11 protein-coding genes are annotated in these 12,765 nt (G+C 75.8%); 5 read left to right on the forward strand and 6 right to left on the reverse strand.

What is annotated here, in order from left to right; genetic code table 11:
* The first annotated feature begins 31 nt into the window (after window positions 1-31).
* The 5 genes from OG823_RS30975 (at window position 32) to OG823_RS30995 (ending at window position 6,823) form a co-directional block, all read left to right on the forward strand.
* Window positions 32-2,002, forward strand: a complete 1,971-nt coding sequence (locus OG823_RS30975; protein ID WP_371483468.1) for an ABC transporter ATP-binding protein — start codon at window positions 32-34, stop codon at window positions 2,000-2,002.
* The gene (locus OG823_RS30980; RefSeq protein WP_371483469.1) at window positions 1,995-3,707 is read left to right on the forward strand and encodes an ABC transporter ATP-binding protein; all 1,713 of its coding nucleotides are present in this window, start codon (window positions 1,995-1,997) and stop codon (window positions 3,705-3,707) included. Before OG823_RS30975 ends, OG823_RS30980 begins: the two co-directional genes overlap by 8 nt.
* Window positions 3,708-3,786: 79 nt before the next feature.
* Window positions 3,787-4,623: a siderophore-interacting protein gene (locus OG823_RS30985; RefSeq protein ID WP_371483470.1), complete on the forward strand. Its 837-nt coding sequence runs from the start codon at window positions 3,787-3,789 to the stop codon at window positions 4,621-4,623.
* Window positions 4,620-5,723, forward strand: a complete 1,104-nt coding sequence (locus OG823_RS30990; RefSeq protein ID WP_371483471.1) for a FecCD family ABC transporter permease — start codon at window positions 4,620-4,622, stop codon at window positions 5,721-5,723. Before OG823_RS30985 ends, OG823_RS30990 begins: the two co-directional genes overlap by 4 nt.
* Complete coding sequence (locus OG823_RS30995; RefSeq protein ID WP_371483472.1) at window positions 5,720-6,823, forward strand: FecCD family ABC transporter permease; 1,104 nt, start codon at window positions 5,720-5,722, stop codon at window positions 6,821-6,823. Before OG823_RS30990 ends, OG823_RS30995 begins: the two co-directional genes overlap by 4 nt.
* Here the strand turns inward: OG823_RS30995 and OG823_RS31000 are convergent.
* From OG823_RS31000 to OG823_RS31025, 6 genes are all read right to left on the reverse strand, one after another.
* Window positions 6,775-7,374, reverse strand: coding sequence for a GNAT family N-acetyltransferase (locus tag OG823_RS31000; RefSeq protein WP_371483473.1), 600 nt, complete (start codon window positions 7,372-7,374; stop codon window positions 6,775-6,777). The genes OG823_RS30995 and OG823_RS31000 overlap by 49 nt on opposite strands.
* Window positions 7,375-7,382: 8 nt before the next feature.
* On the reverse strand, window positions 7,383-8,174 hold the full coding sequence (locus OG823_RS31005) for an ABC transporter ATP-binding protein (protein ID WP_371484719.1): 792 nt from the start codon (window positions 8,172-8,174) through the stop codon (window positions 7,383-7,385).
* A 125-nt stretch (window positions 8,175-8,299) separates the two neighbouring features.
* A complete protein-coding gene (locus OG823_RS31010; protein WP_371483475.1) occupies window positions 8,300-8,932 on the reverse strand; it encodes an isochorismatase family protein in 633 nt (210 codons plus the stop codon).
* Between the two features lie 128 nt (window positions 8,933-9,060).
* Complete coding sequence (locus OG823_RS31015) at window positions 9,061-10,665, reverse strand: (2,3-dihydroxybenzoyl)adenylate synthase (RefSeq protein WP_371483476.1); 1,605 nt, start codon at window positions 10,663-10,665, stop codon at window positions 9,061-9,063.
* On the reverse strand, window positions 10,662-11,846 hold the full coding sequence (locus OG823_RS31020) for an isochorismate synthase (protein ID WP_371483478.1): 1,185 nt from the start codon (window positions 11,844-11,846) through the stop codon (window positions 10,662-10,664). Before OG823_RS31020 ends, OG823_RS31015 begins: the two co-directional genes overlap by 4 nt.
* A gap of 87 nt (window positions 11,847-11,933) precedes the next feature.
* Window positions 11,934-12,683: a 2,3-dihydro-2,3-dihydroxybenzoate dehydrogenase gene (locus OG823_RS31025; protein WP_371483479.1), complete on the reverse strand. Its 750-nt coding sequence runs from the start codon at window positions 12,681-12,683 to the stop codon at window positions 11,934-11,936.
* Window positions 12,684-12,765 lie beyond the last annotated feature (82 nt).

Consider the following 12,765-nt stretch of genomic DNA (forward strand, 5'->3'; position numbering starts at 1 on the left):
ACCGCTGCGACCGGACGGACCACCGATCCACGTGAGCACCCCACAGACGGCCCCGGCCGAAGAGCGGCTGACCGCCGCGCAGCAGCCGACCCGAGAGACACCGGCCACGCGGCGACCCGCCGCCGAGGAGCCGGCCGGCTTCGAGGTATCGACCGACGAGCAGCCGGCCGACGCCGAGGAGGCGGGGCCCGGGGCGCTCCGGCCCGAGCTCCGCCGGCGCGCCCGGGCCCTGCTGTGGGGCGCGGTGCGCCCGCACCGGGCCACCGTGGTGGCCGCCATGATCGCCGCCGCGATCCGGCAGGTCGCCCTGCTCGCGGTGCCGTGGTGCGTCCAGCGGGCTCTGGACGACGGGCTCGTCGCGGACGACGGCGGGGCCCTGCTGTTCTGGTGCGGCGCCACCGCCGTCACCGCGCTCGTCCAGTTCGCCGGACTCTACGGCTGGCAGTACTGGGCGGGCTACGCCGACGCCAAGGTCGGCGCTGACCTGCGCTCCCGGCTGCTGCGCCACCTCTCCGGCCTCGACCGGGCCGCGCTCGCCTCCCGGGGCCACGGCGACCTCGCCATGCGGGCCACCCGCGACACCGACCTCGTGCGTGAGTGGGTGCACGGCCTCGCCGTCTGGGTGGTGCTCGGCACCACCTTCGTGGTGGTGCTGCCCGCCCTCGCCGCCCTCGATCTCAGCCTGCTGCTGGTCACCCTCGCCACGCTGCCGTTCCTGGTCCTGGTCAACCTGTACTTCCCCAAGCGGTTCGCCGCCGCCAGCGGAGAGCTCTCCGGCGCGCACGGCGTCCGGGCCGACGCCGTCGCGGACCTGCTCCAGGTCGGCACCGGCCTGCGCGGCACCGGCGGCCACCGTCCGCTCGTCGAGCGGCACCACCGGGCCAGCGCCGAGGTCACCGGGCGCACCGTCACGGCGGCCCGGATCGAGGCGACCTGGGCGGCCGTCGCCCCGTTCGTCCCGCGCCTGGCGGTGGCCGCCGGTGTCGGCATCGGCGGCCTGGCGGTGATGGACGGCCGGCTCACCCTGGGCGCTCTGGTCGCTTTCACCTCCTGGATGGCCGTCATCACGCTGGCCACCCGCGTGCTGGTCGACCGGCTCCTGGAGCGCGGCCAGGCGGACGTCGCCGCCGCCCGGATCGACGAGGCGCTCTCCCTGCTGCCCGAGGTCACCGAACCCGACCCCGTCGCCGCCCGCCCGCTGCCGGCCACCGGCGCGCTCACCCTCACCGGCGTCAGCGCCGTGCGGGACGGACGCACCGTGCTGGGCCCGCTCGACCTCACCGTCCGGCACGGCGAGTTCGTCGCCCTCAGCGGCGCCACCGGCGCCGGCAAGAGCACCCTGCTGCGCCTGGCCGTGCGGCTCGACGACCCCGCCGCCGGAGCGGTCGCCTACGGCGGCACCGATCTGCGGACCGTGGCCCTCGACGAGATCAGGAGCAGGATCGCGTACGTCTCCCAGCGGCCCGTCCTGCTCTCCGGCACCGTGGCGGACAACCTGCGGCTCGGCCGCGAACTCGACGACGAGGCGCTGTACGAGGCCTGTCGGATCGCCGGTGTCCACGACCAGCTCACCGCCATGCCGGACGGCTACCGCACCGAACTCGGCGAAGGCGGCACCGCCCTGTCCGGCGGCCAGGTCCAGCGTCTCGCCATCGCCAGGGCGCTGCTCGGCGATCCGGTACTGCTGCTGCTCGACGACTCCACCTCGGCCCTGGACACCACCACCGAACGGCTCGTGCTGGACCGGCTGCGCGGCTGGGCCGTGGGCCGTACCGTCCTCTTCGCCACCCACCGCGGCGCCGTCCTGACGGCCGCCGACCGCGTCGTGCGGATCCTCGCGCCGGTCGGCGCCCCGGCTGCCGCACCCGTCGAAAGGCCCGCCGTGACCACGACCTCCGACACCGCGACGGCCGGGACGGCCACCGCCGTGCCGCCCGTCACCGCCGTACCGACGGCCACCGCCGAGTCGTCCGCGACCGAAGGGGAGGCCGGCCGTGGCTGAGCAGCCCCTGCTCCAGGAGGAGGCCGACCAGCGCGCGGTGCTGCGCCGCGCCGCGCCGTACCTGCGCCCGCACCGCGGCCGCCTCGGCGTCGCGCTCGGCGTCGGGCTGGCCGACTCGGCGGCCCTGGTGGCCGTCGCGCCGCTGATCGGGCTGGCGGCCGACGCGGTCGGCTCCGGTGACCGCACCCGGCTCGTGGTCGCGGTCCTGCTGCTCGTCCTGCTGGCCCTCGCCCAGCTGGGATTCGCCCGGGCAGGCGAGCTGCTGCTGATCCGGGCGGGCGAACAGGTCGTGCGCGGCCTGCGCGAGCGGTGCGTGGAGAACCTCGCCACCGCCCCGCTCCGCTTCCTGGAGACCCACCGCAGCGGGGAGCTGCTGCGCAGGGCGACCGGCGAGGTGGCCGAACTGGCGGCGTTCGTCCGCCTGCACCTGCGCAACCTGGTGGCCTCGACGGCGACCCTGGCCTTCACGCTCGTGGTGCTCGCCGGGTACTCCTGGCTGCTGCTCCTGGTCCAGCTGGCGGTCTTCCTGCCGCTGACGCTGCTGGTCACCCGCTGGTTCCAGCGGGACGCGGCCGCCGCCTTCGGCGGCAAGGCCGGCGCCGAGGCGACCGTGGCGGCGACCTTCACCGAGACGCTGACCGCCCGTGAGGCGCTGCAGACCTCCCGGGGGCTGCCGGGCTGGGCACGCCGCTTCGACCGGGAGAACGCCCGGGCGGTGCGGGCCGCCCGCCGCGCCCTGCGGGTGGAGAACCGGATCGACCTGGTGAGCCTGGTCGAGGGCGCGGCCCTGGTGGCGCTGCTGGTGGCCGGTGGCCGGCTGGTCGGCCAGGGGAGCCTGAGCATCGGTGCGGTCGTCGTCTTCGTGGTCGCCGGCCGCAACCTCTTCGACTCCTTCACCGACCTCTCCCAGCTGGTCGGCGAGGTGCAGACGGCCCGGACGGGCCTGGCCCGGCTGCTCGATCTGCTGGCCGCGACCGAGCCGGAGCCGGTGGCACCCGGGGCGGCCGGAGCGGCGCTGCCCGAGCGCGGCGACCTGCGCTGCGAGGGGGTCGCGTACTCCTACCGCTCGGATGACCCGGCGCTGTCCGGGATCACGCTGGACTTCCCGGCGGGCAGCCGGACGGGCGTGGTCGGTGAGACCGGCTCCGGCAAGACCACGCTGTCCAAGCTGCTCTGCGGTCTCTACCGGCCGGACGAGGGCGTCGTCACGTTCGCCGGGCAGGATCTGCGGGACGTCCCCGAGGCGCATCTGCGCCGCCGGGTGGTGCTGGTGCCGCAGGAGGTCAGGATGGTGTCGGGCACGATCGCCGACAACCTGGCGCTGGTCCAGGGCGCGCCGGACCGCGAGCTGATCGAGCACACCGTGCACCGGCTCGGCCTGCGGGAGTGGATCGCCGGTCTGCCCGGTGGCCTGGACGCCGAGGTCGGCCGGCGCGGCGGCAACCTGTCGGCCGGGGAGCGGCAGATCCTCGGCCTGGTCCGGGCGGTGCTGGCGGACCCGGCGGTCCTGGTGCTGGACGAGGCGACGGCCGACATCGACCCGGTGACGGCGGGCCGGCTGGAGCACGCGCTGGACGAACTGCGCGCCGACTGCACGCTGGTGGTGATCGCGCACCGGCCGGAGACGATCGCCCGGATGCCCCGGGTGATCCGGCTGGAGGGCGGGCGGCTTCCGGTGGGGGCCACCACTGGTACCCATGCATGAGGTTAGGCTAACCTAATCGACATGGCGGCTGCCGGGCCGCCGTCCGGGCGCCACCTCTCACACCGGATAGGGCTGAACGATGACCACCGAGACCGCTCCGCCGCGCATGCGGATCGTCCGCCATCCGCTCAAGTACCGCCTCCTGGAAGTCAGGCGGGTGCAGCGAATCACGCCGGGCACCGTCCGCGTCACCTTCGGCGGCGAGGCACTGGAGGGCTTCTGCGAGCAGGCGCCGACCGACCACGTCAAGCTCTGCTTCGCCGAGCCGGGCGCCGACCTCCCGGTCGAGCCGGTGGTGGAGAACGACACCTGGATGGACGCGCCCGACGGCATGTCGGAGCCGCTGACCCGCGACTACACGATCCGTCACCACCGCCGCGAACAGCAGGAGATCGACGTCGACATGGTGCTGCACGGCACCGGGGTCGGTTCCGCCTGGGCCGGCCGCGCCGAGCCCGGCATGCGGCTGGGCGTCTTCGGCCCCCGCGGCTCCGAGGAACTCCCCTTCGTCCACGACTGGTACCTCCTCGGCGCCGAGGAGACCGCCCTGCCGGCCCTGGCCCGTTGGGCGGAGATGCTGCCGGCCGGGGTCAGGGTGATCGCGTTCGCCGAGGTGTCCGGGCCCGAGGACGAGCAGCAGATCGAGAGCGCCGCCGACCTCACCCTCACCTGGCTGCACCGGGGTGACGCCCCCTCCGGCAGCACCGACCTGCTGGAGCGCGCGATCCGCGCGGCCGACCTGCCTGCGGGCCTCGGCTTCGCCTGGGTGGCCGGCGAGGCCACCTCGCTCAAGCCGATCCGCCGTCACCTGCGGCGCGAGCGCGGCCTGTCGAAGGACCAGGTCGACGTCGACGGCTACTGGAAGCGGGGCGTGGCCAACCACGACCACCACGAGGACGACGCCGACCACGCATGACCTCCACCACTGCGAGAACCCCCGCACCGGCTCCGCCCCCCGCCACCGTCGCCGCGCCGGCTCCGCCCGCGGCCACCCCCGCCGTGCCGGACCGCCGATCCGGCACGCCCCGGCGGGTGGCCTGGCTGCTCGGCGCGCTGGCGCTGCTGGCCGTCCTGGCGATCGCCGGGATCGCCGTCGGCGCCCGCTACATCCCGCCCGGCCGGGTCCTGCACGTCCTGATGCACCGGGAGCCGACCTCGGAGGACTGGATCGTGGTGCACCACGCCAGGATCCCGCGCACCCTGCTGGGCATCGCCGTCGGCGCCGCCCTCGGGCTCTCCGGCGCGCTGATGCAGGCACTCACCCGCAACCCGCTGGCCGACCCCGGCCTGCTCGGCGTGAACGGCGGCGCAGCCGCCGCGGTGGCCCTCGGCACCGCGGTGTTCGACCTGCACGGCTTCGGCTCGTTCGTCTGGTTCGCCCTCGCCGGTGCGGCCGTCGCCGCCGCCGTGGTGCACGTCCTCGGGGCCGGCGGCCGTCCGTCGGCCACGCCGGTGCGCCTCGCGCTGGCGGGCACCGCCGTGACGGCCGTGCTGACCGCCCTCGTCAACGGACTCGTCCTGCTCGACCCGCTCACCCTGAACCGATTCCGGTACTGGCAGATCGGCACCCTCGCCGGAGTGGACGCCGCGGTGCTCCGGCAGGTGCTGCCCTTCCTCGCGGCCGGCGGCGTGCTCGCCCTGCTGCTCGCCCGGCCGCTCAACGCGATGGCCCTGGGCGACGACGCGGGGCACGCCCTCGGCGCCCACCCGGGCCGGACCAGGATGCTCAGCGTGCTCGCCGTCACCCTGCTGTGCGGCGCGGCCACCGCGGCGGTCGGCCCGATCGTCTTCGTGGGACTGGCCGTGCCGCACCTCGCCCGCCACGTCTGCGGCCCCGACCAGCGCTGGGTGCTGCTCCTGTCGGCCGTTCTCGCGCCGGTCCTGCTGGTCGGCTCCGACATCGTCGGGCGCCTCGTCCTGCACCCGGCCGAACTCCAGGCCGGCGTCGTGACGGCGTTCGTCGGCGCACCGCTCTTCATCGCCCTGGTACGGGGCCGGAGGATCGCCCACCTGTGAACAGCACCACGGCGGTCGACCGGCCCGCCGACACTCCCCGGCACCCGCCGGCCGCCCGCCGGCCCGTCCCGCTGCACGCCGTGCGGCTGCCGGGCGGCCGCTCGCTGCGCCGCCACCCCAGGGCGACCGCCGTCTGCGCGCTGCTGCTGGCGGCTCTGCTCGCCGTCGCCGTCCGGACCCTGATCACCGGTGACTTCCCGCTGCCGGTCTCCGGCGTCCTCGACGTGCTCACCGGCGGCGGCACCCGCGGCCAGCGGTACATCGTCCTTGAGGTCAGGCTGCCCAGGCTGATCACGGCGCTGCTGGTCGGCGCGGCGATGGGCCTGGCGGGCGCGCTGTTCCAGACCCTGGCCCGCAACCCGCTCGGCAGCCCGGACGTCATCGGGTTCACCGTCGGCTCGGCCACCGGGGCGCTCGCGGTGATCCTGGTGATCGGCGGTGGTGCGGCCGTGGTGGCGGGCGGCGCGGTCGTCGGCGGACTGGTCACGGCACTCCTGGTCCACCTGCTCTCCCGTCGCGGCGGGACGCAGGGCTACCGGCTGGTGCTGGTGGGCATCGGCGTCAGCTCGCTGCTCTCCTCGGTCAACGCCTACCTGATCGCCCGCGCCTCGTTCGGCGACGCGCAGAGCGCGGCGGTCTGGCTGACCGGCAGTCTGAACGCGCGCGGCTGGGAGCACTGCGGCCCGATGGCCGTGCTGCTGCTGCTCCTGCTCCCCGCCGCGCTGCTGCTCGGGCGGCCGCTGCGGATGCTGGAGATGGGCGACGACGCGGCCTCCGCGCTGGGGGTCTCCACCGAGCGGGTCAGGATCCTGCTGGTGCTGGTGGGGGTCGGCCTGACGGCGGCCGCCACCGCCGCGGCCGGCCCGATCCCCTTCGTCGCGCTCGTCGCCCCGCAGGTCGTCCGGCGGCTCACCCGGGCGACCGGGCCCAACCTGCTGGGATCCGCGCTGACGGGTGCGTTGCTGCTGGCCGTCAGCGACCTCGCGGCGCAGCGCCTGCTGGCGCCCACCCAGCTGCCGGTGGGAGTGCTCACCGGGCTGGTCGGCGGGTGCTACCTGGTCTGGCTGATCGCCCGCGGGTGGAGGTCCGGCCGCGCCTGACCGACCGCCCGGCCGGGCTCGGCGAGGATCCGGCGGTAGACCTCGGAACCGCGCGCGGGATCCAGGCCGGCGGCCCAGCTCCGCGGGGCCAGCGCGGCCGGTATCGGGACGAAGCCGAAGCGGCGGAACAGCTCACCGCTGCCCGTGGTGGCGGCGTGGACCGTCCGCAGGCCGCCGCGCGCCGCCGTGTCGAGCAGGGCGGCCAGCAGGCGCGAGCCGAGGCCCGTCCCCTGCCGCTCCGGGCGTACGCAGAGGTTGTGCAGCAGCCCGGCCGCGGGATGGCCGGGCTCCGCCGGCAGCCGGCGCAGGGCGACGCACCCGTCGGGACCGGCCGACGGCGGACCGGGGACGAGGAGGAACTGGCCGACCGCGGCCCGGTAGTCGGCGGCCGTGCGCACCCGCAGTTCACCGGAGCGCATGAACGGCTCGGACAGTGCGTGCAGCGCCGCCGCGTCCGCCCCGGTCGCGGGCCGGACGGGCGCCGTGCCGAGGGTCGCGAGGCGGACCGGCGCGGTGGTGGCGGTCGCCGGACGGAGGGGAGCCTGCGCCACGCTCCGCCTCACGCGCTCACGGCCCGTCGCGCGGGCGCCATCGGGACCACCAGCGGAGTGCCGGTCTGCGGATCCTCGATCACCTGGCAGGGAAGGTCGAAGACCCGCTCGACCAGTTCGGCGGTGACGATCTCGGCCGGCGCTCCCTCGGCGACCACCGCGCCGTCGCGCATCGCGATCAGGTGGGTGGCGTACCGGGCGGCCTGGTTGAGGTCGTGCAGGACGGCCACCAGGGTGCGGCCCTGCTCCTCGTGCAGGCGTGCGCAGAGGTCCAACACCTCGACCTGGTGCGCGATGTCCAGGAAGGTGGTGGGTTCGTCGAGCAGCAGCAGCGGGGTCTGCTGGGCGATCGCCATGGCCAGCCAGACCCGCTGGCGCTGCCCGCCCGAGAGCTCGTCCACGTACCGCTCGGCCAGCTCCTCCACGTCGGTGGCGGCCATCGACTCGGCGACCACCCGCTCGTCCTCGCGGGACCACTGGCGCAGCAGGCCCTGGTGCGGGTAACGGCCCCGGGCGACCAGGTCCGCGACGGTGATGCCGTCCGGTGCGGCCGAGCTCTGCGGCAGCAGGCCGAGCCGGCGGGCCAGTTCCCTGGCGGGAAGGCCGCTGATCTGCTCGCCGTCCAGCAGCACCCGGCCGGCGGCGGGCCTGAGCAGCCGGGCGAAGGCGCGCAGCAGGGTGGACTTCCCGCAGGCGTTGGGGCCGACGATGACGGTGAACGACCCGTCGGGGATGCCGACGGAGAGATCCGTGGTGATCGCCCGGTCGCCGTAGCGCAGCGCGACGCCCTCGGCGGTCAGCCGGTCGGTCGTGGCGCCGCCCGTGGCTCTGCTCGCGGCGCCGGTCGTAACACCGGCCGTGGCACCGGCCGTTGAATCGGTCGGCCGGTCGGGCGACGGCGAGGGCCGGGTCGGCCGGGCGGCACTCACCGGCCCTCCAGCAGCCGGTCCGTGCCGACCACGACCGCGCACTTGCCGGCGGCCCACTCCAGGGCCTCCAGGTGCCGCTGCTCGGAGAAGTCCGCGACCGCGTCGCCGACCACGAAGGCCTGGACGTCCCGGCTCCAGGCGTCGCAGGCCGTCATCAGGACGCCGATGTGCGCGTAGACGCCGACCAGCACCAGCTGGTCGCGCCCGGCCGCCGCCAGCTGCTCCGCCAGGTCGGTGCGGACGAACGCGCTGTACTTCCACTTGGTCAGCATGACGTCCCCGTCGGCCGGGGCCACCACGGCGGGGACGCCCCGGGCGTGGTCGTCGTCCGGCAGGCCGGGGCCCCAGAAGTCCTGTTGCAGCCCGCGCTCCTCGGGGCTCTGGCCGCCGCGCTGGTGCGAGTAGACCACCGGTACGCCGGCCGGGCGGGCCCAGGCCAGCAGCCGGGCGGTGTTGGCCAGCGCGGGGGCCAGCGGCGGGGCGTCGGGAGCGAACGCGTCCAGGAAGTAGTTCTGCAGGTCGTGGACGAGCAGCACGGCGCGGGCCGGGTCGACCTGCCAGGGCACGCGCGGTTCGGGGAACCGTTCGGGGCCGGGCAGCGGGTACGGGGCGATGCGGGGCAGGGCCATGGCGGTGTGGAGTCCTTCGGGCGGCCGGGGGCGAACCGGTGGCGGGCGGTGCACTGCTGGGGCGCCGACGGTGGTTCCCGTCCGGGGAGCGACGGGAGCCCCCGGCGGCAGGGCCGGTCGGCTGCGGCTCAGTCGGCGGTGGAGCGCAGGTCCTTCTTGCTGACCTTGCCGATGCCGGTACGGGGGAAGGCGGAGACGAACTCGATCCGGTCGGGCACCTTGTAGTCGGCGAGCCCGGCGGTCCGGACGAAGGCCCTGAGCTCGACCGGGCGCGGACGCGGGGCCTGCGGCCGCAGGATCACGTACGCGCAGCTGCGCTCGCCCAGGTACGGGTCGGGGGTGGCGACGACGGCCACGTCGTGCACGGCGGGGTGGGCCAGCAGGACGTTCTCGACCTCCTCGGCGGCCACCTTCTCGCCGCCGCGGTTGATCTGGTCCTTGGCCCGGCCCTCGACCACCAGGTGCCCGGTCGGGGTGCGGCGCACGACGTCCCCGGTGCGGTAGAAGCCGTCCGGGGTGAAGGCCAGCCGGTTGTGCTCCGGCGCGTTCCAGTACCCGCGGATGGTGTAGGGCCCCCGGGTGAGCAGGTGGCCGGTTCCGCCGTCCGGCAGGTCGTTGTCCTCCTCGTCGACCACGCGGACCTCGTCGTCGGGGGAGATCGGCCGGCCCTGGGTGGTCAGCACGGTCTCCTCCGGGTCGTCCGGGCGCGTGTAGTTGACCAGTCCCTCGGCCATGCCGAACACCTGCTGGAGCCGGCAGTCCAGCGCCGGGCCGATCCTGCGGGCGGCCTCCGCGCTGAGCTTGGCGCCGCCGACCTGGAGCAACTCCAGGCTGGACAGGTCCAGTTCACTGTTCGGCGCGGCGTCCGCCCAGGCCAGCGCGAGCGGCGGTACGAGACCGGTGAGGGTGACCCGCTCCCGGGCGATCAGCCGGAAGGCCGTCCCGGGGCTCGGATCCGGGGCGAGCACGACCCGTCCGCCGGCATACAGGGTGCCCAGGGTGCCGGGTGAGCTGAGCGGGAAGTTGTGCGCGGCCGGCAGCGCGCACAGGTAGACCGTCGCGGGGGAGAGTTCGCAGATCCGCGCCGACTCCCGGACGCTGTAGAGGTAGTCGTCGTGGGCGCGCGGGATCAGCTTCGGCAGGCCGGTGCTTCCGCCGGACAGCTGGAGGAAGGCCAGGTCGGCGGCGGTGGGCGGGTCGGTCACCGGTGTGGGCTCGCCGGCCCGCAGCGCGTCCAGCGGCGTGAAGGGCCCCGGATCACCGGCCACCACCACCTCGCCCAGGCCGGGCACGGCGGCCAGCACGTCGGCGGCCGGCCCCCGGTGGTCGAAGCCGGCGTGCCGGTCGGCGATGATCAGCGCCCGGGCGCCGGTGAACTCGCAGAAGTACGAGAGCTCGGCCCGCCGGTGGGCCGGCAGCGCCATCACGGGGACGACGCCGGCCCTCAGCAGGCCGAAGAAGACCTCGAAGAACTCGGCGATGTTGGGCAGTTGGAGGACCACCCGGTCGCCCCGGCGAAGCCCCCGGGCGAGCAGCCCGGCGGCCAGCCGGTCGACCCGGCCGTCCAGCTCGGCGTAGCTCCAGTGCCGGTCGCCGTCGGTGACGGCGATCCGGTCGGGGTGCGCGGCGGCGTGCTCGCGGATCATCAGGTCCAGCGTCCGGCCGGTCCAGTGGCCGGCCTCCCGGTAGCGCTGCGCGAACGCGGCCGGCCAGGCGTCGAGGGGGTTCGTCACCGGGTGCCCCCGAGGCCGACCGCGTCCAGGAAGGTGCCGAACTTCGCTTCCGTCTCGGCGAGTTCGGCCTCCGGATCGGAGGCCGAGACCACACCGGCTCCCGCGAACAGCCGCAGCCGGTCGCCCTGCGACTCGGCGCACCGCAGGGTCACCACCCACTCGCCGTCGCCCCGGGTGTCCTCCCAGCCGACCACACCTGTGTACAGGCCCCGGTCGAAGGGTTCGAGCGAGCCGATGAGTTCGCGGGCCCGGGCGGTCGGCGTGCCGCAGACGGCGGGCGTGGGGTGCAGTGCTCTCGCCAGGTCCAGCGAGCTCGTGGCCGGGTCGGCCAGCGTACCGGTGACCGTGGTCGACAGGTGCCACATGGCCGCGGTGCGTATCAGCACCGGACGCCGGGGAACGCTGAGCTCCCGGCAGAACGGCTCCAGGGCCCGGCGGACGGCCTCCACCACCACGGCGTGCTCGTGCAGGTCCTTGGGCGACTCCAGCAGGGCGCCCGCCCGGCGGGCGTCCTCGGCGGGGTCGGCGCTGCGCGCCGCCGAACCGGCCAGCGGGTTGGAGACCACCGCGGATCCCCGGCGGGATACCAGGAGTTCGGGGCTGGCCCCGATCAGGGTCGCGCCCTCGTCGCCGGGGACGGCGAAGGTGTAGCCGTGCGGGTCGCGGTGGATCAGCCGGCGCAGCATGGTGGGCAGGTCCGCCCCGCCCGGCGCGGTCAGCTCCAGGGTCCGGGCCAGTACGACCTTGCGCAGCCCCGCCTCGCGCGCCATCGCGCGGACCGCCTCGGCGACCGCCGCCCGGTAGACCTCCGGCGCGGGGACGGGCCGCTGCCGCCAGGACGGACCGCCGGGCGCGGGCACGTCGAGCTGGAGCAGCGGGTCGTCGCCGACCGGTGCGGCCCACCGGGCGGCGGCCGGTACGACGAGCCGCGCCGGGCGGTCGGCCGAGAACGGTACGGCGCCGACCACGAGCGGGTTCCGCACGCCCGAGGAGCGGGCCTCGCGCAGCGCCCGGGGGGCGTCGGCCGGGTCGGGCACGGCGTGCGGTGCTCCCTCGGTCAGCAGGGTGCCGCGCGGGCCGGCGAAGAACGCCGTGGTGGGGCCCGGCCGGTAGGCGGCGAGCAGGGTGCTGCCCTGCGGCCGGGCCGGCGTCGCCTCGTGGGCCTGGGTGGCCGTGGACATGTGTGCTCCGTTCTCCCGGTGCGTGGGCACGGGGACGCTGGCGACCGGGCGGGCGGGGCTCCGGGCCGCGGTGACGCTGACGGGCGGTCAGGCGCGCAGGGTCGCGCCGCCGTCGACGTACAGGTCGTGCATGGTGATGTGCCGGGCGCGGTCGCCCGCGAGGAAGGCCACCGCCTCGGCGACGTCCTCGGGGGCCGCGATCCGGCCGAGCGGGATGCCGACCCGGTAGGAGGCCGGATCGCCGTCGACGACCCGCTGTTCGGCGCCGGGGTCGGCCCACAGGCCGCGCTGCATGTCGGTGTCGGTCGAGCCGGGGGAGACCAGGTTGCACCGCACGCCGTCGCGGGCCAGCTCCAGCCCGAGGCAGCGGGTGAACATGGTGGTGGCTGCCTTGGAGGCGGCGTACGCGCCCATGGTGGTCCGGGGCACTCCGGCGGCGTTCGAACCCACCGTCACGATGCTGCCGGCCCGGCGCGCGGCCATCCGGCGCCCGACGGCCCGACTGGTGTGGAAGACGCCGGTGGTGTTGACGGCGAAGGTCTGCGCCCAGTCGCTGTCAGTGGTCTCCAGGATCGGGGCGATCCGCAGGATCCCGGCGACGTTGACCAGGATCCCGATCGGGCCGCGTTCCCGCTCGACCTCGGCGACCAGGGAGTCGACCGCCGCGCCGTCCGTGACGTCCAGTGCCGTGGTGGCCGGTCCGCCCGGTTCGCGGTCGGTGGCCACCACCTGGGCGCCGCGCTCGGCGAGCAGGCGGGCCACCGCGGCGCCGATGCCCCGGGCCGCGCCCGTCACCAGGGCGATCCTGCCCCCGAATTCGAGATCGGTGTCGGTCACCCTCACACCGCCGCCGACGTGGCCGGGCGTGCGGTGGAGCGGGCGGCCGGGGGACGCGCGGGAGACGGCATCGGGATCCTTC

Source organism: Kitasatospora sp. NBC_00315, from assembly GCF_041435095.1.
In the GTDB taxonomy this organism is placed as follows: domain Bacteria; phylum Actinomycetota; class Actinomycetes; order Streptomycetales; family Streptomycetaceae; genus Kitasatospora.